Annotated in this window: 26 protein-coding genes; 20 read left to right on the top strand and 6 right to left on the bottom strand. The window is 58.5% G+C overall.

What is annotated here, in order from left to right:
- The first annotated feature begins 2 nt into the window (after nt 1–2).
- The 17 genes from rplF to AD930_RS17555 all read left to right on the top strand — a co-directional run bounded on the left by rplF (nt 3) and on the right by AD930_RS17555 (nt 12,003).
- Nucleotides 3–536 carry a 50S ribosomal protein L6 gene (rplF, locus tag AD930_RS16535; protein ID WP_043552259.1) on the top strand — a complete coding sequence of 178 codons (534 nt, stop codon included), beginning with the start codon at nt 3–5 and terminating at the stop codon, nt 534–536.
- Nucleotides 536–898, top strand: a complete 363-nt coding sequence (gene rplR, locus AD930_RS16530; protein WP_043552261.1) for a 50S ribosomal protein L18 — start codon at nt 536–538, stop codon at nt 896–898. Before rplF ends, rplR begins: the two co-directional genes overlap by 1 nt.
- 15 nt (nt 899–913) lie before the next feature.
- A complete protein-coding gene (rpsE, locus tag AD930_RS16525; RefSeq protein WP_061490106.1) occupies nt 914–1,492 on the top strand; it encodes a 30S ribosomal protein S5 in 579 nt (192 codons plus the stop codon).
- Nucleotides 1,485–1,670, top strand: coding sequence for a 50S ribosomal protein L30 (gene rpmD / locus AD930_RS16520; protein ID WP_043552264.1), 186 nt, complete (start codon nt 1,485–1,487; stop codon nt 1,668–1,670). The genes rpsE and rpmD overlap by 8 nt, the downstream gene beginning before the upstream one ends.
- A gap of 1 nt (nt 1,671) precedes the next feature.
- A complete protein-coding gene (rplO, locus tag AD930_RS16515) occupies nt 1,672–2,163 on the top strand; it encodes a 50S ribosomal protein L15 (protein WP_043552267.1) in 492 nt (163 codons plus the stop codon).
- A 136-nt stretch (nt 2,164–2,299) separates the two neighbouring features.
- On the top strand, nt 2,300–3,658 hold the full coding sequence (gene secY / locus AD930_RS16510) for a preprotein translocase subunit SecY (protein ID WP_043552269.1): 1,359 nt from the start codon (nt 2,300–2,302) through the stop codon (nt 3,656–3,658).
- Complete coding sequence (locus tag AD930_RS16505) at nt 3,655–4,305, top strand: adenylate kinase (RefSeq protein WP_043552271.1); 651 nt, start codon at nt 3,655–3,657, stop codon at nt 4,303–4,305. Before secY ends, AD930_RS16505 begins: the two co-directional genes overlap by 4 nt.
- Before the next feature lie 138 nt (nt 4,306–4,443).
- Entirely contained in the window at nt 4,444–4,821 is a 378-nt protein-coding gene (gene rpsM, locus AD930_RS16500) for a 30S ribosomal protein S13 (protein ID WP_025826479.1), read from the top strand.
- Nucleotides 4,822–4,888: 67 nt separating this feature from the next.
- Nucleotides 4,889–5,281 carry a 30S ribosomal protein S11 gene (gene rpsK, locus AD930_RS16495; RefSeq protein ID WP_006557780.1) on the top strand — a complete coding sequence of 131 codons (393 nt, stop codon included), beginning with the start codon at nt 4,889–4,891 and terminating at the stop codon, nt 5,279–5,281.
- A 112-nt stretch (nt 5,282–5,393) separates the two neighbouring features.
- Nucleotides 5,394–6,413, top strand: a complete 1,020-nt coding sequence (locus tag AD930_RS16490) for a DNA-directed RNA polymerase subunit alpha (RefSeq protein ID WP_043552272.1) — start codon at nt 5,394–5,396, stop codon at nt 6,411–6,413.
- A 30-nt stretch (nt 6,414–6,443) separates the two neighbouring features.
- Entirely contained in the window at nt 6,444–6,869 is a 426-nt protein-coding gene (rplQ, locus tag AD930_RS16485; protein ID WP_043552274.1) for a 50S ribosomal protein L17, read from the top strand.
- Between the two features lie 317 nt (nt 6,870–7,186).
- Nucleotides 7,187–8,515, top strand: coding sequence for an MFS transporter (locus AD930_RS16480; RefSeq protein WP_043552276.1), 1,329 nt, complete (start codon nt 7,187–7,189; stop codon nt 8,513–8,515).
- A gap of 323 nt (nt 8,516–8,838) precedes the next feature.
- Nucleotides 8,839–9,879: an ABC transporter substrate-binding protein gene (locus tag AD930_RS16475; protein ID WP_061507093.1), complete on the top strand. Its 1,041-nt coding sequence runs from the start codon at nt 8,839–8,841 to the stop codon at nt 9,877–9,879.
- Between the two features lie 107 nt (nt 9,880–9,986).
- Nucleotides 9,987–10,640: an ABC transporter permease gene (locus tag AD930_RS16470; protein WP_233420016.1), complete on the top strand. Its 654-nt coding sequence runs from the start codon at nt 9,987–9,989 to the stop codon at nt 10,638–10,640.
- Nucleotides 10,637–11,449 carry an ABC transporter ATP-binding protein gene (locus tag AD930_RS16465; RefSeq protein WP_061507092.1) on the top strand — a complete coding sequence of 271 codons (813 nt, stop codon included), beginning with the start codon at nt 10,637–10,639 and terminating at the stop codon, nt 11,447–11,449. The genes AD930_RS16470 and AD930_RS16465 overlap by 4 nt, the downstream gene beginning before the upstream one ends.
- A gap of 85 nt (nt 11,450–11,534) precedes the next feature.
- Nucleotides 11,535–11,774 (top strand): hypothetical protein, encoded by a 240-nt coding sequence (locus tag AD930_RS16460; RefSeq protein WP_061507091.1) that lies wholly within the window; start codon nt 11,535–11,537, stop codon nt 11,772–11,774.
- Between the two features lie 52 nt (nt 11,775–11,826).
- On the top strand, nt 11,827–12,003 hold the full coding sequence (locus AD930_RS17555) for a DUF1328 domain-containing protein (RefSeq protein ID WP_043552281.1): 177 nt from the start codon (nt 11,827–11,829) through the stop codon (nt 12,001–12,003).
- Between the two features lie 62 nt (nt 12,004–12,065).
- Here AD930_RS17555 and AD930_RS16455 read toward each other — a convergent pair whose 3' ends face one another.
- The 5 genes from AD930_RS16455 to AD930_RS16435 form a co-directional block, all read right to left on the bottom strand.
- Nucleotides 12,066–13,619, bottom strand: a complete 1,554-nt coding sequence (locus AD930_RS16455) for an efflux transporter outer membrane subunit (RefSeq protein ID WP_061507090.1) — start codon at nt 13,617–13,619, stop codon at nt 12,066–12,068.
- Nucleotides 13,620–13,627: 8 nt separating this feature from the next.
- Nucleotides 13,628–16,924 (bottom strand): efflux RND transporter permease subunit, encoded by a 3,297-nt coding sequence (locus AD930_RS16450; protein WP_061507089.1) that lies wholly within the window; start codon nt 16,922–16,924, stop codon nt 13,628–13,630.
- Nucleotides 16,921–20,112, bottom strand: a complete 3,192-nt coding sequence (locus AD930_RS16445; RefSeq protein ID WP_061507088.1) for an efflux RND transporter permease subunit — start codon at nt 20,110–20,112, stop codon at nt 16,921–16,923. The genes AD930_RS16450 and AD930_RS16445 overlap by 4 nt, the downstream gene beginning before the upstream one ends.
- The gene (locus AD930_RS16440; protein ID WP_043553296.1) at nt 20,109–21,368 is read right to left on the bottom strand and encodes an MdtA/MuxA family multidrug efflux RND transporter periplasmic adaptor subunit; all 1,260 of its coding nucleotides are present in this window, start codon (nt 21,366–21,368) and stop codon (nt 20,109–20,111) included. Before AD930_RS16440 ends, AD930_RS16445 begins: the two co-directional genes overlap by 4 nt.
- Nucleotides 21,369–21,634: 266 nt before the next feature.
- Nucleotides 21,635–23,029, bottom strand: a complete 1,395-nt coding sequence (locus tag AD930_RS16435; RefSeq protein ID WP_061507087.1) for an MFS transporter — start codon at nt 23,027–23,029, stop codon at nt 21,635–21,637.
- A 112-nt stretch (nt 23,030–23,141) separates the two neighbouring features.
- Here AD930_RS16435 and AD930_RS16430 point away from each other — a divergent pair, with 112 nt between their 5' ends.
- From AD930_RS16430 to AD930_RS16420, 3 genes are all read left to right on the top strand, one after another.
- Nucleotides 23,142–23,447 carry a CsbD family protein gene (locus tag AD930_RS16430; protein ID WP_043552290.1) on the top strand — a complete coding sequence of 102 codons (306 nt, stop codon included), beginning with the start codon at nt 23,142–23,144 and terminating at the stop codon, nt 23,445–23,447.
- Between the two features lie 126 nt (nt 23,448–23,573).
- Nucleotides 23,574–24,203, top strand: coding sequence for a ribonuclease HII (locus tag AD930_RS16425; protein WP_043552292.1), 630 nt, complete (start codon nt 23,574–23,576; stop codon nt 24,201–24,203).
- The gene (locus AD930_RS16420) at nt 24,200–25,324 is read left to right on the top strand and encodes a site-specific DNA-methyltransferase (protein ID WP_043552293.1); all 1,125 of its coding nucleotides are present in this window, start codon (nt 24,200–24,202) and stop codon (nt 25,322–25,324) included. Before AD930_RS16425 ends, AD930_RS16420 begins: the two co-directional genes overlap by 4 nt.
- Before the next feature lie 112 nt (nt 25,325–25,436).
- On the opposite strand, the gene AD930_RS16415 is transcribed toward AD930_RS16420, so the two are convergent.
- Entirely contained in the window at nt 25,437–26,045 is a 609-nt protein-coding gene (locus AD930_RS16415; protein WP_061507178.1) for an ankyrin repeat domain-containing protein, read from the bottom strand.
- Between the last annotated feature and the right edge of the window lie 27 nt (nt 26,046–26,072).

The following is a 26,072-nucleotide window of genomic DNA, read 5'->3' as shown; positions in this document are numbered from 1 at the left end:
AAATGTCACGTGTAGGCAAATATCCCGTTGACGTTCCCGCCGGGGTGACTGTCTCGATTGCAGACGGTGTGTTCAAGGCGAAAGGGAAGCTGGGCGAACTCGCGTTGCCGCTTTCCTCTCACATTGAGGCGGAAATTTCAGACGGGAAAGTCGCGGTGCGTCCGATTGGGACAGCAGCGCAGGCTCGTATGATGTGGGGTACAACCCGCGCACTGATTGCAACAGCAATCAAAGGCGTATCTGAAGGGTTCTCAAAAGCTCTTGAGATTAACGGTACTGGTTACCGTGCTGCAGTGCAGGGTTCTAATCTTGTGATGAACCTGGGCTATTCTCACGACGTGGTTTATCCGATCCCGCAGGGTATCAAGATCTCCACGCCGCGTCCGACAGCTATTCTTGTCGAAGGTATCGACAAGCAGCGCGTTGGTCAGGTTGCTCTTGATATTCGCAGTTTTCGTAAGCCTGAGCCCTATAAAGGCAAAGGTGTGCGTTATGAGACGGAAACCATTCGTCGCAAGGAAGGCAAGAAGAAATAATGAGCACTCAGCAGGAACTGCGGAACCGTCGGCGTGCTCGCCTGCGTTTTCAGCTCCGTCGCAAGGCTGGTGGTCGTCCGCGTCTGTCGGTCTTCCGGTCTGGCAAGAACATCTATGCACAGGTCATTGACGATGTGCGTGGCTGCACCCTTGCTGCCGCTTCCAGCCTGGATAAAGAACTTCGTCCGTCTCTGAAGAGCGGTGCCAACAAGGATAGCGCTGGCGCTGTCGGTAAACTTGTTGCGCAGCGTGCTGTGGCTGCAGGCGTCTCCCAGGTTGTTTTCGACAGGGGGTCGTATCTTTATCATGGGCGCGTGAAAGCCCTGGCGGAGGCTGCCCGCGAGGGCGGTCTCTCCTTCTGAGGAAAGGATCACGTAATGGCTCGTGAACCAAGAGAAGGCGGTCGAGGCGGCCGTGATCGTGAACGCGAAGGCGATGAACTGGTTGATAAGCTGGTAACCATCAACCGCGTTGCTAAGGTTGTTAAGGGTGGTCGGCGTTTTGCTTTCGCTGCTCTGGTTGTCGTTGGCGATCAGAAAGGCCGCGTTGGCTATGGTGCTGGTAAAGCCCGTGAAGTGCCGGAAGCCATCCGCAAGGCAACGGAACGTGCCAAACGTGGCATGATCCGCGTGCCGATGAAGGAAGGCCGTACGCTGCATCACGATGTGGCTGGTCACTTCGGTGCTGGTAAAGTAATCCTGCGCTCTGCTGAAGCAGGGACGGGGATCATCGCTGGCGGCCCGATGCGCGCTGTCTTCGAAAGCCTGGGCATTAATGACGTGGTTGCTAAGTCCCTCGGGACCCGTAACCCGCATAACATGGTGAAGGCGACGTTCTCTGCGCTGGAACGGTGTGCAAGCCCGCGTTCTGTCGCCAACCGTCGCGGTAAGAAGGTTGCTGAAATCTTCGGCAAGCGCGACCAGGCTGCTTCGGCTGTGGAGGCTGCAGATGTCTGAGGCGAAAACCTTTAAAGTCACCCAGATTGCGTCCGGCAACGGCCGCAAGCCTGGTCAGAAAGAGACCCTTGTGGGTCTCGGCCTGAACAAGATCGGTCGTGAGCGGGTGTTGGAAGACACCCCCTCAACCCGCGGTATGGTCCGTAAGGTGGCCCACCTTGTGAAGGTGGAGGATTGATATGAATCTGAACGAACTGCGTGATAACGAAGGCTCTCGTTATCGCAAAAAGCGTCTCGGTCGTGGTATCGGTTCTGGCAAAGGCAAGACCTCCGGTAGAGGTGTGAAGGGGCAGAAAGCACGTGAAGGCGTGTCCCTGAACGGCTTTGAAGGTGGTCAGCTGCCGATCTATCGTCGTCTGCCGAAACGCGGCTTTAAGAACATCTTCCGCAAGGTCTATGCTCCGATTAACCTCGGTACCATTGAAAAAGCCTTTGCTGAAGGCAAGCTTGAAGCTGGCGCGGCTGTGACGGAAGAAACGCTGAAGAACGCTGGTCTGATCGGCACGGGCAAATATGCCGGTGTGCGCATTCTGGCTGAAGGCGAACTGACCCGCGCTGTCACGTTCGAAGTGTCTGGTGCTTCTGCTTCTGCAGTGGCAGCTATTGAGAAAGCTGGTGGGTCCATCAAGGTCCTGGTAGCTCCCAAGGCTGCTGAAGCCAGCGCATCCTGATGCTTTGGCCAGAAGGACGGTTTCGTACTGTTCTTCTGGCCGATGCCTCTCCAGATGTGGTCTGGGTTAACTCTTAGACTATCATGACAGCGTCCCGCGTTACGTGGTGGCGCTGTTTGTGTGAAAGGACGGATGCATGGCTTCCGCGGCCGAACAGTTGGCTGCCAACTTCAATGTGGGCTCCTTTGCCAAGGCAACCGAACTCAAAAAGCGGATTTGGTTCACTCTTGGTGCGCTGATCATTTACCGTCTTGGTACTTACATCCCGGTTCCGGGTGTGGATGCCACGGTTATGGGGCAGCTGCTGGCCCAGCATCAGGGTGGCATTCTGGGCATGTTCAACATGTTCACCGGTGGTGCGCTTGGGCGTATGACCGTTTTTGCCCTGAATATCATGCCTTACATCTCTGCCTCGATTATCGTGCAGCTGATGTCTACGGCTATTCCCTCTCTGGAAGCCTTGAAGAAAGAGGGTGAACAAGGGCGGAAAAAGCTTAATCAGTACACCCGCTATCTCACTGTATTTATTGCTTTGTTTCAGGCTTACGGCATTGCTGTTGGTCTTGAGAATATGCACAGTGCGGCAGGATCCGCGGTTGTTACCCCCGGCGTATTCTTTCTGGTTTCCTGCGTGATCACCCTGGTGGGTGGCACCATGTTCCTGATGTGGCTGGGTGAACAGATTACTTCCCGCGGTGTTGGGAATGGGATCTCTCTGATTATCTTTGCCGGTATTGTGGCGAACCTGCCGCATGCGATGGCAAGCTTGTTCCAGCTTGGCTATACGGGCGCGCTTTCACCCTTTTTCGTGTTGGTGTTTCTTGTTCTGGCTGCGGTGACCATCACGTTCATCGTTTTCATGGAGCAGGCACAGCGACGCGTTGTGATCCAGTACCCCAAGCGTCAGATGGGGCAGAGGATGTTTGGGGGGGATACCACCCATATGCCTCTCAAAGTGAATACAGCGGGCGTAATCCCGCCGATTTTCGCATCATCTGTGCTGCTGATCCCTGTAACGATCTCCGGCTTCATGAACGGCAAGTCTATGCCGGGATGGCTTTCGTTCCTGGGTGAGGAGCTGGGGCAGGGGCAGCCGCTGTATATGCTGTTCTACGCGGCGATGATCGTGTTCTTCTCGTATTTCTATGCGGCGGTCACGTTCAATCCGGCTGAGACGGCAGATAACCTGCGCAAGCAGGGAGGCTTTATTCCCGGGATTCGTCCCGGTGCTGCGACGGCAACCTACTTTGATAAGATTCTGACGCGCCTGACGACGATTGGCGCTGCCTACATGGTTCTTGTGTGTCTGCTGCCGCAGATTCTGATCAGCCGTTACAACGTGCCGTTCTACTTTGGTGGCACCAGTCTGATCATTATCGTGTCAGTCACGATTGATACCGTGACGCAGGTGCAGTCGCATCTTGTCGCGCATCAGTATCAGGGGCTTATGCGGCGCTCCCGTGGAGGCAAGAAGCAGAGGATTATCAGACGATGAACGTTATTTTTCTGGGACCTCCCGGTGCCGGGAAGGGGACGCAGTCCAAGCGGCTGGAAGAGCAATACGGTCTGGTGCAGATCTCAACGGGGGACATGCTGCGTGCAGAAGTTGCCCGGGGGTCTGACATCGGGAAGCAGGCGAAATCACTCATGGATGCCGGGCGACTGGTGCCGGATGATCTGATTATCGCCATGCTGCACTCCCGGATTGCGCAGCCTGATTGTGCAAAAGGATTCATCCTGGATGGATTCCCGCGCACGCTCGGGCAGGCAGATGCTCTGGATAAGATGCTGTCTGCCGAAAATAAAAAAATAGATGTGGTTCTGTTTCTGGATGTTGATGAAGACATTCTGGCAGACCGAATCTCCGGCCGCTTTACGTGCAGCAAGTGTGGCGCGACGTACAACGAAGTCTCCAAGCCTCCCCAGAAGGAAGGCGAGTGTGATGTGTGCGGAAGCCATGAGTTCAAGCGTCGGGCGGACGACAAGCGTGAAACGGTTGTGGAGCGCCTGAAGGAATATCGGAATCTTACGGCTCCGATTCTTCCTTTTTACGAAAAAACCGGACGGCTTTATAAAATTAATGGAATGCTTCCGACCGCTCAGGTCACGGCAGACATTGAAGCTGTCATGGCTGGGAAGTGACAGCTCACGAAAAAGTGATCTGTTTTCGTTGACTTGTGCGGGTGGCCGGTATATTTCGCGGCCACTGATTGAAATCATGCATCCATGTGGATGCCAGTAGTGTTCGACCAGCGAGTTGGACCGACAGGAGTGTAAAGCGTGGCACGTATTGCCGGCGTGAATGTCCCGACGAACAAACGGGTTGTTATCGGGCTTCAGTATATTTACGGAATTGGCGCAACCAAAGCGGCTCAGATCTGCGAGAAAGTCGGCATTGCCGATGCAAAGCGCGTGAACGAGCTGAGCGATGACGAAATCGCAAAGCTGCGTGAAGTGATCGACACCGACTATCGCGTTGAAGGTGATCTGCGTCGTGAAGTCGCAATGAACATCAAACGTCTGATGGATCTGGGTTGCTATCGCGGTCTTCGTCACCGTCGCGGTCTGCCGGTGCATGGTCAGAGAACCCACACCAACGCCCGCACGCGTAAGGGTAAGGCTGTGGCTATCGCTGGTAAAAAGAAAGCCACGCGTTAATCCGATTTGTTAAGGATCTCCGGACGGCTTTTGCGGGCTTCTGGGCAGGGACTGAGGTAGGAAAACAATGGCGAAAGCCGCTACACCGCGTATTCGTAAAAAAGAGCGCAAGAACATTATTTCTGGCGTGGCACATGTTCTGTCCACGTTTAACAACACCATGATCACCATCTCTGATGCCCAGGGGAATGCAATTTCCTGGTCTTCCGCTGGTGCTCAGGGCTTCAAAGGCTCCCGTAAGTCTACGCCGTATGCGGCGCAGGTTGCTGCTGAAGACGCAGGCCGCAAGGCCCGTGAACACGGCATGGAAACGCTGGAAATCGAAGTCTCCGGTCCTGGGTCAGGGCGTGAGAGCGCTCTGCGTGCTCTGCAGGCTGTCGGTTTTTCCATCACCTCTATCCGTGACATGACCCCGGTGCCGCACAACGGTTGCCGCCCGCGTAAGCGTCGTCGCGTCTAAGCATTGAGGCTGTGCGGCTACCTCGCGGTAGCCGCCGTCTTTTCGCTGTTCTGTTAATTTTCTGAGAAATCGCTGCATCAGCAGTGTTTTTTCATATTGAAAGGCCGGTACCTTGGTCCTTCAGAAAAACTGGCAATCTCTGATCAAGCCCGAAAAGCTTGAAGTCGAATCCGGTGTGGAACCGACACGTATTGCGACAGTTGTGGCAGAACCGCTTGAGCGCGGTTTTGGTATGACACTGGGCAACGCCCTGCGTCGTGTGCTGTTGTCTTCCCTGCAGGGGGCTGCTGTTACGGCCGTGCAGATTGACGGCGTCCTGCATGAGTTCTCTTCCGTTGCTGGCGTGCGCGAAGATGTGACGGACATTGTCCTGAACATCAAACAGCTTGCGCTGCGTATGCATGGTGAAGGGCCCAAGCGCATGGTGCTGACGGCCACTGGCCCCGGTGAAGTGCGTGCCGGCCAGATCCAGACCGGGCATGACATTGAAGTCATGAATCCTGATCTGGTTCTCTGCACGCTGGATGACGGCGTGAAGCTGGGCATGGAATTCGTGGTGAACATGGGCAAGGGCTATGTCCCTGCTGCTGCAAACCGTCCGGAAGATGCCCCGATCGGTCTTATCCCGATTGATGCCATCTATTCTCCAGTTAAGCGGGTGTCTTACAAAGTGGAGCCGACCCGTGTTGGGCAGGTTACCGACTTTGATAAGCTGCTGCTGACGGTGGAAACCAACGGCGCCATCACGCCGGAAGATGCTGTTGCTCTTGCTGCCCGAATCCTTCAGGATCAGCTGCAGCTGTTCATCAACTTTGACGAGCCTCGTCCGGTTCAGGCTGAAGAGCCGCAGGATGACCTGCCCTTCAACCGTAACCTGCTTCGCAAGGTGGATGAGCTTGAACTGTCCGTTCGTAGCGCAAACTGCCTGAAGAACGACAACATCATCTATATCGGGGACCTGGTCCAGAAGAGCGAGCAGGAAATGCTGCGCACTCCGAACTTCGGGCGTAAGTCTCTGAACGAGATCAAGGAAGTCCTGACCTCCATGGGGCTTTCTCTGGGTATGAATGTGCCGGCCTGGCCGCCGGAAAATATTGAAGATCTGGCAAAGCGGCTTGATGAGCCGTTCTAAGTCCATATCTTACTGACTAGGAACTGAACTATGCGTCACCGGATGGCCGGCAGAAAGCTCGGCGTAACCTCTTCTCACCGCGCGGCAATGTTTCGCAACATGGCCGTTGCTCTCATCAAACACGAGCAGATCACGACCACTCTGCCCAAGGCGAAGGAACTGCGTCCCGTCGTCGAAAAGCTGATTACGCTGGGCAAACGTGGTGATCTGCATGCACGTCGTCAGGCTTATGCCATGCTGCGTGACGAAGTGATCGTGAAGAAACTGTTCTCCGCGATTGCTGAACGCTACAAAGGCCGCACCGGTGGGTATTCCCGCGTGATGCGCGCTGGCATGCGTTATGGCGATGCCGCCGACATGGCTGTGATCGAACTGGTCGACCGCGATGTTAGCGCGAAGGGCCAGGACAGCGGCCCCCGTCCGGAAGTGACGGAATCGCACGATCTGGCAGCCTGAGGCTTTCAGAGTTTGATTTGGGAGGCCGGCTTCTTCATGCCGGTCTCTTCTGCCGCACTGGCAGAGGCGCCCACCCACGGTGGGCGTTTTTATCAGCCCGGATGTTGAGTTTTTCTCCGTCCAAGCGGCTGTATGGGTGAGATCTCAGGATCTGTCTGTTTCGTCTGAAGTCTGACGAATACCCAACCAAAAATCGTTTTTTTCGGTTCTTTGCGAGCACTCCCGCAAGGTCCCGTAAGGTGATGCGCCCAAAGCCCCCGCAATGAGGCGAGGTGTCTTTATTACGTGCCGTCACCGCATGTCAGGAGAGCATGTAGATGCAGACAGCAACACAGCAGGAAAAACCACACTTAATAGACAGGATGGGCATACCACGTCCCTTACTCTGGGGCTTTGTCGGGCTTTTGCTATTCATGATCGGGGACGGGGTTGAAGCCGGGTATCTGGCACCGTACCTGGAAGGGCAGGGGCAGTCCTCCACACGCGTTGCACTGCTGTTTACCATTTACGGTGTTGCTGTTTCCATCTCCTCCTGGCTTTCCGGCCCGCTGTCTGACCTGTGGGGCCCTAAAAAGGTCATGTGGGCTGGCCTCTGGATCTGGGGCGTTTTTGAAGTCCTGTTCCTGCTGCTCGGCCTCCAGCCGAACAATTATCAGATGATGATGGTGGCCTACACGGCCCGTGGTCTGGGCTATCCACTCTTTGCCTATGGCTTTCTGGTGTGGATTGCTGCGGCAACGCCAGCCCGTCAGCTTGGCTCTGCCGCTGGCTGGTTCTGGTTTGCCTTCTCCGGTGGTCTGCCCACGCTTGGCTCTCTGTTTGCCAGCTTCGCCATTCCGCGCATCGGGGAAATGGGCACCTTCTGGTCTTCCCTGATTCTGGTGATGGCTGGTGGCCTTGTGGCTCTGCTGTTCACACGGGAACCGCGCGGTATGCAGCGCCTCAGCCCGCCGGATGTAACGCTGAAGCAGGCCATGTTTGGTTCTATCAGCATCATCTGGAGAGAGCCGAAGACACTGGTGGCCGGTATTGTCCGCACCATCAACACGTCCTCTGAATATGCCTTTCTGGTGATCATGCCGGGCGTGTTTACCAAGCTGGTCGGGTTCTCTCTGGAGCAGTGGCTGCAACTGCTGTCCATCGTGTTCCTGAGCAACATCATCTTCAACCTGCTTTCCGGGGTGATGGCTGACAAGCTGGGCCCGCGGACAGTTGTGGCGATTGGTGGTGGCCTTGGTGCGGCGATCTCTGTTCCGCTGTTCTATTACGTGCCGCTGTCTTTCACGCATAACTTCCCCATCGCGGCGGCTATGGGTGTGCTGTATGGCGCGTCTCTGGCGTCCTTCGTGCCGCTGTCCGGCCTGATGCCGCAGGTTTGCCCGCGTGAGAAAGCCGCAGCCCTGTCCATTCTGGGGCTGGGAGCTGGTGCCAGCACGTGGGTTGGCCCGGCGATTGTGACCTGGTTTGAAGGCTGGCGCGGTGTTGAAGGCGTGATCTGGATCTTCAGCGGTCTGTATGTCGTCTCCGCACTGCTGACGCTGATGATCACGGTTTCTCCGGAAGCCCGTGCGCAGATCCGTAAGGATGAGCTGAATGAAGCACAGGCCGATCGTGAAGCGGCTATGCATGCAGTCGGTAATCAGTAAAAACCGGGAGGCAAACACCTCTCTGGTCTGAAGACGTCTGGTTTGTGAAAAACCGTGCCACTTCCATTTTCAGGGTGATCTGAAAGGAGGGGGCACGGTTTTTTGCTGTTTGCGGTGTCGGCGGAGTGGCATGAGTAGGGGAGCAGGAGTGGTGGGCAACCCCCATCACGGGCGTTCCTGTTTTTTTCTCAGGGTATCAGATCCACCCTGCAGCTATGGCGAAAGGGAATAATCTCCCTTTCCGATTGTAGCATTGACAGAGAGTTGGATTTTCTCACTATTGCGGTTAGGTATTAAACGCTTTTTCTCAGCGTGGTGATGAAATGAAACGGCTGTTTTCCCGATTAATGGTTTTAGGCGCGTTGACGCTCTCCGTGCTGAGTGGCGCGGCGCACGCGGGCACTCCGGTAAGGATCGGCTATATCCCGGTTCTGGGGTCGTCCGCGCTGTTTGTGCTGGATGGTGAAGGCTGGGCGAAGGAAGCCGGGCTGGACCTCAACCTCGTGCGCTTTACCTCTGGCCCGCAGGCTATTCAGGCGCTGGTGTCCGGCCGGATTGACGCCTATGTGGCAGGTGTTCTGCCGCTGTTACAGGCCCGGGCGCATGGTTCTGACGTTAAGGTGGTGACGGCTGCGTCTGTCGAAGAACTGGAAGTAGTCTCTCGCGGCGCGCTGAGTGCTCTGCTGCCTGCGGGAACAGAAGGCGGTCTTTCTCCTGATGCTCTGAAAGGCATTCTTGATAAATTCAAGCAGGAGCAGTCTCGCCTGCCGCGCATTGCCGCTCAGCCGTCAGGCTCTGTGCCGGATAGCCTGCTGCGGTTCTGGCTGCAAAAGCGCTCGGGGATTAACCCTGTCACGTCGTCTGTAAACATTATTGGTGTGGATATTGATGCTGCTCAGCAGGCCTTTCTGGCCGGTGCGGTTGATGCTGCCGTGCTGAGAGAACCGGCTCTGACAGTCGTGCGCAGCCGCCTGAAGGATGTCAGAACGCTGGCCAGCGGGCATGATCTGCTGCCGGACCAGCCCGGTTCTGTGCTGGCTATTGTCAATCCGGATGCGCCGGACCGTCAGGCCTGGGCCAAAGTGCTTGGCGGCCTGTTTGTGCGGGCGACAACGCTGCTGTCTACGCACCCGGATGAAGCCGCTCCGTTTGTCACCAAGGCGCTGGGTGGCGGTATTCTGAGCGAAGATGTCCTGAAAAAAGCTCTGGAAGGCTCGGCCTCTCGTTTTGTGAGCGACCCGACCCGCATTGTTGAAGGCGTGCGGCAGCTGCAGGATTTTGAGGTGGAGCAGGGGCTTCTGCGTAAGGCACAGCCGGTTGAAGACCTGTTTGATCTGGACCTGTGGCGGCAGCTGAAACCGTGAAGGCTGCTCTTTCCCGACGGCAGCGCGTTGCGCTGTCGGGCCTAGGTCTGGTTGTGTTTTTTGGAGGCTGGGAAGCGGCGGTCCGCACCGGCCTTCTACCGTCCGGCATGGTGCCTGCGCCCAGTTCCCTGTGGCAGGCCTGGCTGGATGAAGTGCATGGCGGGTTTTGGCAACAGGCCATTCTGGATAGCCTGAGCCATTATGCGCTGGGGCTGCTGTTCGGTTCCGTGCTGGGCGCGTTGATTGGGCTGCTGTGCGGCATGGTGCCGGTGCTGGATGCCTTTCTGGCCGGCATTGTGCATCTGCTGCGCCCGGTGCCGGGGTTGGCGTGGGTGCCGTTTGCTATCTTGTGGTTTGGGTTGAACACATCCGGGGCGACCTTTGTCATCGCCATTTCCGTGTTCTGGATCAATTTCTACGCGGCCTATGCGGCGGTGCGGAGTGTGGACCCGGAACTGTATGAGCTGGCCTCAGCCTTCGGGCATGGCAGCTTTTTGGGGCGTTTATTCAAAGTTGTGCTGCCTGCCTCTGCCCCCGGTGTTATGGCCGGGCTCAGGACCGGGCTGGGGCAGGGCTGGATGTCGGTTGTGGCGGCGGAGCTGTTTGGTGTGCCGGGTATTGGCGCGCGGATGATGCAGGCCTCCAGCCTTCTGGCGACTGATGTGGTTGTGGTTTATATGCTGACCATGGCTCTTCTCTATGCGGTAACGGATTTTCTGTTCGGGTTTGTGCGTCTGCGTGTGCTGCGGTGGCAGGCATGAGTGATGCGACGCCGCTGGCGCGGCTGGATGATGTCGGGCTCTCGCATGATGGCGGTGAGACCTTCATTCTCCGTCACGTCAGCCTGAATTTGCACAAAGGTGAGTTTGTCGCCCTGCTGGGGCCGTCCGGCGTGGGGAAATCCACGCTGTTGCGGGTGTTGATGGGGCTGAGCAAGCCGTCCGAAGGCACTGTGACAGGCCCCACGGATGATGGGGGCGCGGCAGAAGGGCGTTCTGCAGGCAAACGTCGGGCGCAGGCGCTGGTCTTTCAGGATGCGCGGCTCATGCCCTGGCGCTCTGTGCTCCGGAATGTTGCCTTTGGTCTGGAAGGGCTGGGGCTGAACCGGCAGGAAAAACGCGAGCGCGCTCTGGATGCCCTGCGGCTGGTCGGGCTGGAAGAGGCGGCTGATCGCTGGCCCAAGCGGCTCTCCGGCGGCCAGCGGCAGCGTGTTGGCGTGGCACGGGCGCTGACTGTGGACCCGGACCTGCTGCTGATGGATGAACCTTTCGGTGCGCTGGACCCCATTACGCGCAACAGCCTGCAGGATGAACTGCTGCGGATCTGGCAGCAGACCCACAAAACGGTGCTGTTTGTTACGCATGATATTGAGGAAGCTCTTAAGCTGGCGACCCGTATTGTCGTGCTGTCCGGTTCTCCCGCGGGGATTACCGGAGAGCTGACGATCGGGGCTGAGCAGAAGACGCCAGACTCCCCGGCCTTCAGAATGTATGCCGCGCGGCTGCGGGCCATGATTGCCGGAGAAGCGGACCCCGGTGGCGCGCCTTACTGGCGTTCTGCTGAAATTTAATTTTTTTCCAATAAAGTGCCGTCATGACGCATCTCTCTGCGCAAGAGTGCGTTATGAGGAGTCATGAGTAAGGGGAGGGTGTCCTATGAGCGACGAAAAAACAGTTGAGCACAAACTGGAAGACGGCGTTGGCCGCGTGCAGGACGGCGCTGAAAACCTTTTGAACAAGGAGAAGGACCAGGCGGAAGATCTGGCCTCCTGCAGTAAGAGCCGTGCTGCTCTGGATGCGGTGCGGGACTGTGTTGCTGACCAGCCTGTTATCGCTGCCTCAGTGGCTGGCCTGCTTGGTTTTATTTTGGGCGCTGTGATTGCCCGCAAATCCTGATTTAAAGCAACCGACGGGTCTGTTGGTTCAAAAAACATAAGGACGTATGTACATGCTGAAAATGGCGCTTTTCTTTCTGGTTATCTCCATCATCGCGGGCCTGTTCGGCTTTGGCGGAATTTCTTCCGCTGCTGCCGGAATGGCAAAAATTCTGTTCTTTATCGCGATTGTTCTGTTCGTGGTGTTTCTGGTCATTGCCCTGCTGGCAGGCCGGTCGCTCACCCGATAAACGGTTCAGCCCGCTTTAATAAAAAAGCCCCTGTCCGAAAGGAGAGGGGCTTTTTTGTAACCTCAGTTTTTGTCTTTCTGAATGAAAGACGGCAGGAACGGATTATCCGTCTGCATGGAGTTCTTGCTGGGGAGTTCGGCCGCATCCCAGCCGCCGCCCAGATTTTCAATCAGCGTTACAGAATCCAGCATCCGGTTTTGCTGGATCTGGAGCGCGGTCTCTGCGTTGGAGAGTGCGGTGACTTCTGACGTGATGACGGTCGTATAAATCTCGGTGCCGGCCATATACTGGTTGAGCGCCACCGTAACGGCACGGTTTGAGGCTTTGACGGCCACATCCTGCTGGTCAGCCTGCTGAGCCAGAACGCGCAGGTTAGCCAGCTGATCTTCCACGCCTTGCAGTGCGGTCAGCACGGTCTGGCGGTAGGTGGCGACGTAATAGTCATAATTGGCGTTGGCTTCATGCACGGCGGCGGTGCGGCTGCCACCGGAGAACAGCGTTTCCGTAGCCGAAGCCCCCAGAGACCAGATTCGATTGGCCACCTGCACCAGCGTGCCCACCGGGTCTCCGCTGTAGGAATAGGAAGCCTGGAGCTTCACGTCCGGGAAGAAGGCCGCAATGGCAGCGCCAATCTGGGCGTTATATTCTTCCATCCGGCGTTCCGCCGCGGCTACGTCCGGGCGGCGTTGCAGCAGGTCCGCAGGGACCGTTACCGGAATGGCCGGGATGCTGCGGGGCAGGGCACCGGGGGCAATGGAGACTTCCGCCGGGGGCTTGCCAATCAGAATGGCAATGGCGTGTTCATACTGTGCGCGGGCCGCCTGTGTGGCGGTGGACTGGGCGCGGGTCTGCTCCAGCTGGGTCTGCGCCTGCAGCAGCGTGGTCGGCGTGGCCGTCCCGGCGTCATATTGGTTTTTGGTGATCTGGTAGGAGCGTTCATAGAACTTTACGTTCCGCTCCAGCAGGTCATGCAGGCTGTCCTGATAGCGCATGTTGAAATACGCCGTGGCCAGCTGCGCCTGATAGGACAGACGCGCATTGGCGAGGTCCGCTGCGGTGGCCTGTGCTTCCGTCACCTGTGCCTGAATCTGGCGGCGGATTTTGCCCCACAGATCCAGATCCCACGAGGCCGTTGGCCCCATGCCATAAGTGTTTTCAGTGCTGTTGGACGGGGTGTACCCCGAGGAGGAGCTATCCCCACCGTAATTGATGATGGTGCCGGATGAGCGTGAGCCTCGGCCGGAACTCTGCCGGTTGAAGGAGAGGGATCCGCTGAGGGTTGGGTAAAGCTGGGCGCGCACCGAGTTGATGGTCGCACGGGCGTTCCGGTAGCGGGCGTCATATTCCAGCACGTTCTGGTTGTTCAGCGCGACCTGTGCTTCCAGCTCGTTCAGTATGGGGTCGTTATAAATCGTCCACCATGTGCCCTTGGGCAGCTCGGCTAAAGCGGGTTTGGCATAATTCCAGCCCGGTGCCGGGCGCAGTTCCTTGAACTGCGGGGAGACAATGGCGGACGGACGCTTGTAGCTGGGGCCGACCATGCAGCCTGCGAGAACAAGCGGTGCCAGCAGGATACTCAGGCGGCGAGAAGACGGACGGAGGGGGAAATGCTTCATCGGGCGTATCAGGTATCTTGCATGTTGTGAGAAAGGCGGAGGGAGCGGGTGCGCCGTCGGGTAAAGCGCAGGCGCAACCCATCCAGCACAAGGTAAATAACGGGCGTTGTATAGAGCGTGAGCGCCTGACTGACGATAAGGCCGCCCACAATCGCAATTCCCAGCGGGCGGCGCAACTCGGCGCCGTAGCCGTTTGCGACAATCAGCGGGGCAGCCCCGAGGGCCGCTGCGACAGACGTCATCATAATAGGGCGAAAACGTAACAGGCAGGCCGTGCGGATAGCCTCCAGCGAGGACAGGTTCTGGTCTCGCTCGGCTTCAATAGCGAAGTCCACCAGCATGATGGCGTTTTTCTTGACGATGCCGATCAGCAGAATCACGCCAATCATGGCGATGAGCGAAAATTCCTCGCCAGCCAGTTGCAGCGCCAGCAGAGCGCCAACGCCTGCGGAGGGCAGGGTGGAGAGGATGGTCAGCGGATGCACGTAGCTCTCATACAGCACGCCCAGTGTAATATAGACGGCGGCGAGGGCTGCCAGAATCAGGATGGGTTCGTCATTCACCGTCTGCTGGAACTGCGCGGCATTGCCTGCAAAACTGCCGTGGATGGTCGGCGGCATATGCAGGGACACCTGCGCTGCCTGCAGGACCTGCGTGGCCGTCCCCAGCGAGATACCCTTGGCCAGATTGAACGAGATGGTGGTGGCGACAGACTGCCCCTGATGGTTGATGGACAGCGCTGTTTTGGCCGGCACCAGTTTGGAGACCAGCGTAAGCGGCACCATGGTTTCCGATGAGGTGCTGACCGCCGACCCATTGGAGGCGCTGGCGCCACCAGCCAGAGCATTGGCAATCTGGTTTCTGAAAGACTGACTGCTCAAACTGGAAGAGCTGCTATTGCCTGCGGAATCCCTGCCTGTGGAATCTCGCCGGACACGCACGGTATTGGACTTGGTGCCACCCCCGGCAGACCCACCGGAGACACTGATCCACACCTGATTGAGCGAATTGGGGCTGGACCAGTGCTGTGGGTCCGCTTCCATCACCACATGATACTGATTGAGGGCGTTATAAATCACCGAGGCGGAACGCTGACCGAACGCATCATACAGCGTATTGGCCAGAAGCTGAGGTGTGATCTGCACCCGTGATGACGTGTTGCGGTCAATCTGCACATCAATGGCGGAGCCGCCCTGCTGAACATCCGAAGAGAGATCCGTGAATTCTGTTCTGTGCTGCAAGGCGGCCAGTAACTTGCTGGTCCATGTATAGAGTTCGGAGGCGGACTCACCTTCCAGCGTATACTGGTAGGCGGCGTTGCTCTGCCGCGCCCCGGCCCGCACGGCGCCGGGCTGCATGAGGAAGAACTGTGCGCCCACCAGATGGCTCAGCTTGCGCGTGACGCGGGCGATCAGATCTGTCGGCGTGTCTGAGCGGTCGGCTTTGTCCTTGAGTTGCAGAAACAGGTTGGCCTGATTGGAGCCGCGCCCGCCGATAAAGCTGGAGACGCTCTGCACGTCCTTGTCTTTCAGAATGGTCTTCTGAACATCCACCAGCTTTTGGGACAGAGCGGTAAAGGAAATGGACTGGTCACCCTGCAAATGGCCCATCAGCATGCCGGTATCTTCGGTGGGGAAGAAGCCTTTGGGCATCTGAATAAACAGCGCCACAATCAGCGCAAGTGTGAGCGGCAGGCTGAGCAGCACCAGTTTACGGTGGCTAAGCGCCATATCCAGCGTGCGCGTATATCCTGCCTGCAGGTGGTTGAGCACCGTGGTGATGGCGGCGGCAGTGTGACGCAGGAAGGCCGGGGTGCTGCCGGGCTTGCGTGGCGTGAGCAGTTGCGCGGCCATCATGGGGGTGAGGGTGAGGGACAGCACCATGGACACCAGAATGGTGATGGAGACCGTCATCGCAAATTCATGAAACAGTCGCCCCGCCAGCCCGCCCAGCAGCAGGATGGGCAGGAAGACGGCAATGAGCGAAATGGAGATGGACAGCACCGTAAAGGCGACTTCTCCGGTGCCGCGGATGGCGGCATCCCGCGCGGAATAGCCCTGCTCGATATAGCGGGCGATATTTTCCATCACCACGATGGCATCATCCACCACAAAGCCCGTGGAAACGGTCAGTGCCATCAGGGACATATTGTCCAGCGAATAACCAAGGGCAGCCATTACGCCAAACGTTGCGACAATAGAGGTTGGCACCACCACGGCGGGGATCAGCGTCATGCGGCCGGAATGCAGGAAGGCCAGCACCACCAGCACGACCAGCACCACGGAAATAATCAGCGTATATTGCGTATCTTCCAGCGAGGCCCGGATGGTTAGAGAACGGTCCAGCCCCACGTGCAGGTCCACGCCTCCCGGCAGGGCGGCCCGCAGGAGGGGCATTTTGGCGTTGATCTGATCCACCGTCTTGATGGTGTTCGCCCCAGCTTGCGGGAAGACAACGGCAATGACGGAGCGGGAGCCGTTATAATAGCCTGCGTTGCGGAGGTCTTCCACGCTGTCCTGCACATAGGCCACGTCCGACAGCCGCACCGGGCGGTTGTTGCGCCAGGCAATAATCAGGTCCCGATAATCCTGCGCGCTGCGGGCCTGATCGTTTGTATCCAGCGTAAAGCGCAGGCCGTTCTGGTCCACAATGCCTTTGGGCGTGTTGGCGTTGGCGGAGGCCAGCGCTGCCCGGACGTCTTCAAAGCTGATGCCGTATTTGTAGAGCGGGTGTGGGTTGATTTCCACACGCACAGCCGGAAGCGCACTCCCGCTGATTTCTACTTCCCCCACGCCTTCAATTTGCGAAAGCTGCTGTTCCAGAACGTTGGTCGCGTAATCATACAGCTGTGGCTGGGTGTGCGTGTCTGACGTGAGCGCCAGAATCAGGATGGGCGCACCGTTGGGGTTGGCTTTGGAGTAGGACGGGTTTTGCCGCAGGGAGGATGGCAGATCCGCATGGGCGGCCTGCAGGGCGGCCTCCACATCACGCGCAGCGCCGTTGATGTCCCGCGAGAGCGCGAACTGAAGGGTGATGCGCGTTGTGTTCTGGGAGGACTGGGACGTCATTTCCGTGAGGTCCGCAATCTGGCCCAGATGCCGCTCCAGCGGTGCCGCGACTGCACTGGCGATTTCTTCCGGTGAGCCGCCAGCCTGACGGGCCTGCACCTGAATGACCGGGAAATCGACGTTTGGCAGGTCCGAAACGGGCAGGCTTCTGTACCCCAGCACCCCGGCAAGCAGGAGCGCTACGGTCAGAAGAATGGTGGCAACAGGCCGGTCAATAAAGATCCGGCTGAAGTTCACGAGTTAACCTGTCCGGCTGGAGGAGACTGGGTGGGAGGCAGGTCATTACGGTGCCGCCATGTGTTCCAGCGGTGCGCCCACGTATCCAGCGTCAGATAGATCACCGGTGTGGTGAACAGCGTGAGCAACTGCGAGAGCGCCAGACCGCCGATAATGGTCAGCCCAAGCGGGTAACGCAGTTCAGACCCCGTGCCATTGGAAATGACCATCGGCACAGCACCCAGCATGGCAGCCAGTGTCGTCATCAGAATGGGACGGAAACGCAGGGTGGCGGCCTGACGGATGGACTGGAGGGAGTCCATGCCGTGTTCGCGCTCAGCATCCAGCGCGAAGTCGATCATCATGATGGCGTTTTTCTTGACGATGCCAATCAGCAGCACGATGCCGATAATGCCCATCACATCCAGATCAACCCCGGCCACAATCAGCGTCAGCAGTGCGCCAATGGCGGCGGAGGGCAGGGTGGAGAGAATGGTGATGGGGTGGATGAAGCTCTCGTAGAGAATACCCAGCACGATATAGACCGCGATCAGCGCCGCCGCGACGAGGAACAGTTCGTTGCTGAGCGAGCCTTCAAACGCGGCTGCCGTGCCCTGAAAGGATGTCTGGAAGGACGACGGCAGTTTGATCTCTTCTTCCACCTTGCGAATGGCCGCTGTGGCATCCCCCAGCGCATAGCCGGGTGCGAGGTTGAAAGAGACCGTCGTGGCGGGGAACTGCCCGAAATGCGTAATCAGCAGCGGGGCCTTGCCTTTTGTCACCGTCGTGACAGCCGCCAGAGGCACCAGTCCGGAGGTGGGCGAGCGGGTCGGGCCGGAAGCACTTTCCCCTGAGTTCCCGCCAATACCCGGCAGATAAATCTGGTTGAGCGAGGCCAGATTGGTCTGGAAGGCCGGGTCGGCTTCCAGAATGACGCGGTACTGGTTGGACTGCGTGTAGATGGTGGAAATCTGCCGCTGGCCAAAGGAGTCATACAGCACGTTATCAATGGTCTGCGGTGTGATGGAGTAACGCGCCCCGGTGGTGCGATCCAGCGTGACATGCGCCACCAGCCCTTCGGCCTGAAGGTCAGACGTGACATCGGTCAGAGCCGGTTCCTGCCGCAGGCGGTCCAGCAGTTTGGGGATCCACGTGTTGAAGGCTGTGGCATCCGGGTTTTCCAGCAGGAACTGATACTGCGTGGCGGTGACGGTTGTATCCAGCGAGAGATCCTGAATGGGCTGCATATACAGCTTGATCCCGGCCACCTGCGAGGTTTCCTCCGCCAGACGCCGCGCAATGGTTGCAGCGCTGTCTGAGCGGTCATCATGCGGGCGCAGGTTGATGAGGAAGCGGCCCTGATTCAGCGTGGCGTTCTGCCCATCAACACCCACAAAGGAGGAGAGGGAGACCACATCCGGGTCTTTCAGCAGCACACGCGCCAGCGCCTGCTGGTGTTCCTTCATGCTCTCGAACGAGATGGCCTGAGACGCGACGGAAATACCCTGAATGACGCCGGTATCCTGCGCGGGGAAGAACCCCTTGGGGATGACCAGAGCCAGAACGCCCGTCAGCACCAGTGTGCCAACGGCCACGCACAGGGTCAGAACCCGGTGGGCCAGAACGACATCCAGAGCGCGGTCATACCCGGCAATCAGCTTTTCCGTTGCCACTTCCATGCGGGCGGACCAGCGCTGGAAGGCGGTGGTGGCGTGGGCTTCATCATGCGGGCGCTCGCTGAGGATGCGGGCGCACATCATGGGCACCAGTGTGAGCGAGACCACGGCGGACAGCACGATGGTGATGGACAGCGTCAGCGCAAATTCATGGAACAGGCGGCCGACCACATCACCCATGAACAGCAGCGGGATCAGCACTGCAATCAGCGAGATGGTCAGGGAGATAATGGTGAAGCCGATTTCCCCCGCACCTTTGATGGCGGCGGTCATCCGGTCTTCGCCCGCTTCCACGTAACGCGAGATGTTCTCGATCATCACGATGGCATCATCCACCACAAAGCCGGTGGCGATGGTCAGAGCCATGAGCGAGAGGTTATCGAGCGAGAAGCCGAGCAGATACATGATGGCCAGCGTGCCGATAATGGACAGCGGCACGGACAGGCTGGGGATGATGGTGGCCGGAATGTTGCGCAGGAAGACGAAGATCACGCCAACAACCAGCACGAGTGCCAGAAACAGCTCGAATTCCACGTCAGAGACGGAGGCGCGGATGGTGGTGGTGCGGTCTGTCAGCGGGACAATATCAATACCCGGCGGCAGCGCCTTGCGCAGCACGGGCAGGGCGGCCTGAATATTGTCCACCACGGAAATAACGTTGGCACCCGGCTGGCGCTGCACATTCATGATCAGCGCCGGCGTCAGGTTGGACCATGCGGCAAGCTGGGTATTTTCCGGGCCGATGACGACGGTCGCGACATCCCGGATACGGACAGGCCCGCTGTTCTGATAGGCGATAACCTGATTAAGCAGCATGTCCACATTGGTAATCTGGCCATCAACCCGCAGCGTTGCCGCACGGGTTGCGCCATCAAACGTGCCGGTCGGGGAGTTGACGTTGACGTTGCCAATGGTGGTGCGCAGCGTATCCAGATCAATCCCGTAAGACGTGAGTTTGGGGATGTTGACGCGGACGCGAATGGCCTTGCGGTTGCCGCCCGAGAGCGTGACCAGCCCGACGCCGGAAATCTGGCTGATTTTCTGGGCCAGACGGGTATCAACATAGTCTTCCACTTCCGGCAGAGGGATGGTGGAGGACGTGATGCCCAGCGTCAGAACGGGTGTGTCTGCCGGGTTGACCTTGGCGTAGACCGGTGGCGCCGGAAGGTCAGTCGGCAGAAGGGAATTGGCCTGATTGATGGCCGCCTGCACTTCCTGCTCCGCCACATCCATGGACATGGTGAGGTTGAAACGCAAGGTAATGACGGACGCGCCCCCGGAGGAGCGCGAGGTCATCTGGTCCAGCCCCGGCATCTCGCCAAACTGGGTTTCCAGCGGAGCGGTGACAGAGGTCGCCATCACATCCGGCCCGGCGCCGGGGTAGAACGTCTCCACCGTAATGGTGGGGTAATCCACCTGCGGTAGTGCTGAGACCGGGAGGAAGTGATAGCCCAGAAGCCCGCTCATCAGAATGGCGAGCATCAGGAGCGTCGTGGCGACGGGCCTGCGGATAAAGAGGCTGGAGGGGTTCACTGGGCAGGCGTACCGGCAGGTGTGGTGGTGGGAGATGTGTCGGCCGCTGTTTTAGCGTCAGGAATAGTGACTTTGGTCCCGGCACGCAGGTGGTCCACGCCGTCGGTCACAACGCGGTCCCCGGCCTTCAGGCCGGTCTTCACGACTGTATTCGTGCCGTCAGAAATCCCGATGTTGACCTGACGGACTTCTACCGTGTTGTCCGCCTTGACCACATAGACAAACTGGCCGGAGGGGCCTGTCTGCAGAGAAGTGGAGGGCACGAGAATGACGTTTTCCAGATCCTTCACCAGCAGGCGTGCATTCACGAACTGGTTGGGGAACAGATGCTCATCAGTATTGGGATAGAGGGCGCGCAGGCGAACGGTGCCGGTGGCGGTATCAATCTGGCTGTCCAGTGTGCTCACCGTGCCATCAGCAATTTTGGTGCTGTTTGAGCTGTCCCATGCTTCCACCTTCAGGGAGCCCTTGGCGCGGAGTTGTTCCGCGACCTGCGGGAGCTGATCCTGCGGGAGCGTGAAGATGACGGAAATAGGCTGCATCTGGGTCAGCACAGCCAGCCCGCCGGACTGACCAGCGCTGACATAGTTGCCCTTATCCACCGCACGGATACCAATACGGCCATCCACCGGAGCGGTGATGTGACAGTAGATCAGCTGAAGTTTCTGGTTATCCACCAGCGCCTGATCGGACTTGACGGTGCCTTCATACTGCTGGACCAGAAATTCCTGATCCCGCGCCGTTTTGGCGTCGATACTGTCCTGCTTGATCAGGCGCTGATACCGGGCATTATCCACGCGGGCCTGCGCAAGCTGGGCTTTATCCCGCTCAAGCTGGCCTTCATACTGGGCCAGCTGCACTTCATACGGGCGCGGGTCGATCACGGCCAGAAGGTCACCGGCATGCACATGCTGGCCTTCCGTGAAGAGCACCTGCATCAGGTAGCCCTCAACACGGGTTTGCACCGTCACGTTGGTGACGGGTACAACCGTACCAAGTTCCGTCAGAACCACCGGCATGGTGCCGGTTTTGACGACCTGCACGGCAACAGGCTGAACCGTGCTGCTATCGGCCGCGGCATGGCGGCTGGAATGCTTGCCTGTTGTGGCCGTGTGGTGCGGGCGCAGGAAGGCAAACGCCAGCACGCAGACGCCAACAACGGCAACGCCGCCCCAGAGGAGACGCTTTTTCCGGCTTGATGTGCGGGGAGGAGGCGTGGGTGAATCGGATCGTGTGTCCGTGGTATGATCATCCATAGGGCGCGCGGCTCGTTTCACCTGACAGCTAGAGTGGACAGCAGAGGCTGCAATGCAGCCCTGCGGGAAACCAAAGGGCACAGTAGCAGCTTTTCCTCACCGTTCAATTTCAATCCTGACAAGAAACTGACGGGGAAAAGAGGGCTTCTGTTGTAACAAAAACAAGAGTCGACTTTACACGGACTGAAAGTGCCATCCAAGATTTATTACGGAAAGAGAACACTACAAAAGTGCCTTTAAAATAAGGTTTAAGATTGCGGGCAGGGTCAGGATTTGTTGCCGCTCATGCTGGCGCCAGCCTGCGGTGAAAGGCACGCCGCAGCCGGCACAGCCAGCATGGAGATGGTGCCGGTTACCAGAAACGCGATTGAGAAATCATGCAGGGTGGGGGTGGCGTGCCGCCACAGGATATGGGTGAGCGTGAGAGTGCCCGCAGCGGTGCAGATGCCAACCGAGAGCATGAGCTGTTGCAGGGTGGAATAGAGGCTGGTGGCCGCACTCATGCGCTGCCGGGAAATATCCGCATAGGCGATGGTATTATAGGCTGAAAACTGCGTGGCCTGCGCCATGCCAGCTACAAACAGAATGAGAGACAGCGTCCACAACGGCTGGCCTTTATGGAACCCGGCAATCAGGGCGAACAGAATGGCGGCGGAAAACCCGTTGGCCATCAGCACGCGCCTGAAGCCCCAGCGGGCCAGTGTAGCAGGCACAAAAGGCCGCATGGCGATGGCCCCGAGGGGTGCGATAAAAGTGATGGCCCCGCTTTGCGCCGCGTTCAGCCCCGCCCCAATTTGCAGAAACGTTGGGAACAGAAACGGGAGGGAGCCCACAGCCACGCGGGACGCTGCGCCCCCCACCACGGAAATGGCGAAGGTGGGCACCCGGAACAGGCTGAAATCCAGCAGCGGGGCATCCGTGCGCCCCGCATGCAGGCTGTAAAGCCCCATCAGGCTGCTACCGCCGATCAGCATGCCCAGAACAAGCATCCCGCCCCCTTCGCCGTGGCTGAAGAGTTCTGCGGCGATTGAGAGAATGGCGAGCCCGCCACCGGCCAGAACCATGCCGCGCACGTCAAATGGCGGCGGGTTGGTCGCGCGGACATTGGGGATGAAGCGGCGGGTGAGCAGCAGCCCTACAAGGCCGACCGGAATATTGAGATAGAAATTCCACCGCCAGGACAGATAGGTGGTGATGAAGCCGCCCACGACAGGCCCCATCAGCGGACCGAGCGTGGCGGGGAGCATCATCCACGTCATGGTGCGCACCAGATCTTCCCGCGCGGTGCCGCGAAGCACCACCAGACGCCCCACCGGCACCATCAGTGCGCCCCCAATGCCTTGCAAAGTACGCATACAAGCCAGAAAAATCAGGCTGGTAGCGGACGCGCACAGGACCGAGCACGCAACGAACATGATGATGGCCCCGGTCAGCACCGTGCGGCTGCCCAGCCTGTCCGCCAGCGCGCCGGAAGCAGGGATAAATATGGCCAGACCTATGATGTAGGACGTCAGCGCCACGGAGGTGGAGACCGTATCCACATGCAGGCTGTGGGCGATGGAGGGCAGTGCTGTGGCCAGAATGGTGCCATCCAGCTGCTCCATGAAGAACATGGAGGCGACGATCAGGGCGATCAGATGAGGGCGGCTTATGGACGGCATGCTAGCCAGAGACGTGTTTTTGCGGTCTGATGCAACAGAAGACCGTGCTCAAACGCTATTTTATGGCGACCGGCATTATGAATACGGAACGGTCTAAAAAAGGAGAAAGTTTATGGCTGACGATAAACTCAAAAACATCGGTGCAAAACTCGAAGGCGCAGCTGATGAAGCCAAAGGCCGCGTGAAAGACGCAGCCGGTGGTCTGACGGGTGATCTGGGTCTGCAGGCCGAAGGCAAGTACGATCAGTTCTCCGGCATGGCCCAGCAGGAATTTGCTGATTTGTATGAAGAAGGCGAGGGCGTGGTGGAAAAAGCTGTGACTTTCGTGCGGGATAAACCCTTGCTTTCACTGGGTATTGTGTCCTTCGTGGGCATCCTGCTCGGCTGGCTGGTGTTTCCGCGTTCCAAGCGCTCCTGATAAAACATTTTCACCGGGACTCTTGCGCGTTCCGGTGAAAAGTGATTCTCCTCTTTCCACGGAGTCGGAATTGGTGCGACTCGGTTATTTTAACCGAGTCCTGCCAAATGAGTGGAAAGAGGGGCCATGCCGGATTTTACACGGGAGCAGCAACACGGCGGACGCGTCGCCGGTGTTGATGAAGTCGGGCGTGGCCCGCTGGCTGGTCCCGTGGTGGCTGCCGCTGTGGTGTTTGGCGCTGGTGTGCCGGATGACCTCGCAGCCGTTATTGATGATTCCAAAAAACTGAAGCCTGCTGTGCGTGAGGCCATTGCGGCCCGCCTGCCTGATGTGCCCGGCATTGAAATTGGCCTGGGCGCTGCCTCTGCTACCGAAATTGATACGCTCAACATCCATCATGCTGCCCATCTGGCCATGCAGCGCGCCGTCGCGCGTCTGCCGCGCCTGCCGGACTATGTGCTGGTGGATGGAAACAAGCTGCCGTCTTTCGGGTGTAGTGCAGAAGCGATTGTTGGGGGCGACAGGCTCAGCCTTTCTATTGCCGCAGCATCCATCATGGCCAAAGTGGTGCGGGACCGCATCATGGCGCGTCTTGACGTGCGCTGGCCCGCTTATGGCTGGGAACGCAATGCCGGATACGGCACCGTGGTCCACCGTGAGGCTCTGAGCAGCGTGGGGGTGACCCCGCATCATCGTAAAACATTCGGCACTGTGCGCCGGCAAATTGAACATCTTGCTATGGAGGGCCGGGCATGAGCGGCGCAAAATCAGTCACTATGGAACTTCCTCTTGATCAGATTCTGCGTGGCGAATGCGTGGAAACCATGCGCAGCCTGCCGTCTGGTTCTGTTGACTGCGTGTTTGCTGACCCGCCGTATAACCTCCAGCTGCGCGGTGAACTGCGTCGCCCGGATGATTCCCTCGTGGACGGCGTGGATGATGACTGGGACAAGTTTTCTGATCTGGCTGAGTATGACCGCTTTACCCGCGCATGGCTGACGGAAGCGCGCCGCGTTCTGCATAAGGACGGCACCATCTGGGTGATTGGCTCCTACCACAACATTTTCCGCATTGGCGCGATCCTGCAGGATCTTGGGTTCTGGATTTTGAATGACATCGTGTGGCGCAAGTCCAACCCGATGCCCAACTTCCGTGGCCGCCGCTTTACCAATGCGCACGAGACGATGATCTGGGCCGCCCGCAGCGAAGATAGCCGGTATCGCTTCAACTATCAGGCCATGAAGGCCCTGAATGATGATGTGCAGATGCGCTCCGACTGGTATCTGCCGCTGTGCACGGGCAATGAGCGCCTGCGCAACGAACACGGCCTGAAACTACACCCGACGCAGAAGCCGGAAAGCCTGCTGCATCGTGTTCTGCTGGCCTCCACGTCTGTTGATGATGTTGTGCTGGACCCCTTCACCGGCACGGGCACCACGCCTGCTATGGCGAAGCGCCTGCGCCGTCGGTTTATCGGCATTGAGCGTCATCCTGATTATGTGGAAGCCGCTCTGGGTCGTGTGGCGCGGGAAGAGCCGCTGTCCGACGATGCTGTGATGACCACGCAGGACAAGCGCGAAGCGCCGCGCGTACCGTTTGGCAGTCTGGTTGAGCAGGGGTTTCTGTCTGCCGGGGTTGTTCTGGCTGATAAAAAGCAGCGCGTGCAGGCCACAGTTTCTCCCGACGGCACGCTGGTGAGCGGCGACAAGCGCGGCTCTATTCACAAAATGGGCGCCATGCTGACCAATGCACCGTCCTGCAATGGCTGGACTTTCTGGCACTTTGAGCGGGATGGCGTCTGGCTGCCGCTGGATGTGCTGCGGCAGGAAAGTCTGGTGCAGTCCGGCCGTGGGGCCAGCAACGTAATTTCTGTCTGAACTGGAAACGGGGGAGGGGCCGTTAAGGCTTCGCCCCTTTTTGCGTCAGGTCGAGGGTATAAAAAAAGCCGCCTCTTATGGGCGGCTTTTTTCATGGCTGGATCTGATTGGTTTAGCTTCCGCCAAACCCAAGGAAGCCGATGTCGGGGCGCGCAGAGCCGCCGGTTCTGTCATAACGGCTGCTGGTTGCGGCTTCCGCATTATGGCGGCCAGCCGTGCCGCCGATGGTCAGATGGCCTGCGCCGTCTTTGGTCTCCATGCCGCGGGTTTGCGACGCGATATCGGTGCGCGGGCGGTCATCATTGCCGCGCATGGACAGCAGCAGGAAGATGATCGGGTTCCGGTTCAGGTCAATCGCCATATCCAGCGGCGTCTGACCCAGCATGTTGCGATGGTTCAGATCGGCACCACGGTTTACGGATTCCTTGGCTGAGAGCAGGCTGCCGCGGTTGATGGCGTCAAACAGAGCAGCGGTGGGCTCCATGTCCGCATTGGTGCGGTCACCCTCCTCGTCATCATTGCCTTCCGCACCGGGGATGGAGGCCGGAGGGGCGGCGCGCTTCATGGCCTTGGCGGCTTCCGCTTTCTGGGCAGCTTCTTCAGCAGCCGCCTGCGCTTCAGCCTCGCGGGCGGATTGAGCCCAGACGGGCGTAGCACAGGCAAAAAGAAGACTGCCACCAACCATGAGAGCAGCCGGAGTAAAGCGGAAGAAACGGGTCATGATCTGTCCATAGGTGGAACCTGACTT

This window comes from Acetobacter malorum (assembly GCF_001580615.1).
Lineage (GTDB): Bacteria > Pseudomonadota > Alphaproteobacteria > Acetobacterales > Acetobacteraceae > Acetobacter > Acetobacter malorum.
Note: the sequence above shows the minus strand (reverse complement) of the source record. Positions and strands in the feature narration are given on the sequence as shown.

What these genes read in the sequence shown, in the direction of transcription:
- rplF (WP_043552259.1), top strand. Translation starts at nt 3, where the DNA reads ATGTCACGTGTAGGCAAATATCCCGTTGACGTTCCCGCCGGGGTGACT.
- rplR (WP_043552261.1), top strand. Translation starts at nt 536, where the DNA reads ATGAGCACTCAGCAGGAACTGCGGAACCGTCGGCGTGCTCGCCTGCGT.
- rpsE (WP_061490106.1), top strand. Translation starts at nt 914, where the DNA reads ATGGCTCGTGAACCAAGAGAAGGCGGTCGAGGCGGCCGTGATCGTGAA.
- rpmD (WP_043552264.1), top strand. Translation starts at nt 1,485, where the DNA reads ATGTCTGAGGCGAAAACCTTTAAAGTCACCCAGATTGCGTCCGGCAAC.
- rplO (WP_043552267.1), top strand. Translation starts at nt 1,672, where the DNA reads ATGAATCTGAACGAACTGCGTGATAACGAAGGCTCTCGTTATCGCAAA.
- secY (WP_043552269.1), top strand. Translation starts at nt 2,300, where the DNA reads ATGGCTTCCGCGGCCGAACAGTTGGCTGCCAACTTCAATGTGGGCTCC.
- AD930_RS16505 (WP_043552271.1), top strand. Translation starts at nt 3,655, where the DNA reads ATGAACGTTATTTTTCTGGGACCTCCCGGTGCCGGGAAGGGGACGCAG.
- rpsK (WP_006557780.1), top strand. Translation starts at nt 4,889, where the DNA reads ATGGCGAAAGCCGCTACACCGCGTATTCGTAAAAAAGAGCGCAAGAAC.
- rplQ (WP_043552274.1), top strand. Translation starts at nt 6,444, where the DNA reads ATGCGTCACCGGATGGCCGGCAGAAAGCTCGGCGTAACCTCTTCTCAC.
- AD930_RS16480 (WP_043552276.1), top strand. Translation starts at nt 7,187, where the DNA reads ATGCAGACAGCAACACAGCAGGAAAAACCACACTTAATAGACAGGATG.
- AD930_RS16475 (WP_061507093.1), top strand. Translation starts at nt 8,839, where the DNA reads ATGAAACGGCTGTTTTCCCGATTAATGGTTTTAGGCGCGTTGACGCTC.
- AD930_RS16470 (WP_233420016.1), top strand. Translation starts at nt 9,987, where the DNA reads ATGGTGCCTGCGCCCAGTTCCCTGTGGCAGGCCTGGCTGGATGAAGTG.
- AD930_RS16465 (WP_061507092.1), top strand. Translation starts at nt 10,637, where the DNA reads ATGAGTGATGCGACGCCGCTGGCGCGGCTGGATGATGTCGGGCTCTCG.
- AD930_RS16460 (WP_061507091.1), top strand. Translation starts at nt 11,535, where the DNA reads ATGAGCGACGAAAAAACAGTTGAGCACAAACTGGAAGACGGCGTTGGC.
- AD930_RS17555 (WP_043552281.1), top strand. Translation starts at nt 11,827, where the DNA reads ATGCTGAAAATGGCGCTTTTCTTTCTGGTTATCTCCATCATCGCGGGC.
- AD930_RS16455 (WP_061507090.1), bottom strand. Translation starts at nt 13,619, where the DNA reads ATGAAGCATTTCCCCCTCCGTCCGTCTTCTCGCCGCCTGAGTATCCTG.
- AD930_RS16440 (WP_043553296.1), bottom strand. Translation starts at nt 21,368, where the DNA reads ATGGATGATCATACCACGGACACACGATCCGATTCACCCACGCCTCCT.
- AD930_RS16435 (WP_061507087.1), bottom strand. Translation starts at nt 23,029, where the DNA reads ATGCCGTCCATAAGCCGCCCTCATCTGATCGCCCTGATCGTCGCCTCC.
- AD930_RS16430 (WP_043552290.1), top strand. Translation starts at nt 23,142, where the DNA reads ATGGCTGACGATAAACTCAAAAACATCGGTGCAAAACTCGAAGGCGCA.
- AD930_RS16425 (WP_043552292.1), top strand. Translation starts at nt 23,574, where the DNA reads ATGCCGGATTTTACACGGGAGCAGCAACACGGCGGACGCGTCGCCGGT.
- AD930_RS16420 (WP_043552293.1), top strand. Translation starts at nt 24,200, where the DNA reads ATGAGCGGCGCAAAATCAGTCACTATGGAACTTCCTCTTGATCAGATT.
- AD930_RS16415 (WP_061507178.1), bottom strand. Translation starts at nt 26,045, where the DNA reads ATGACCCGTTTCTTCCGCTTTACTCCGGCTGCTCTCATGGTTGGTGGC.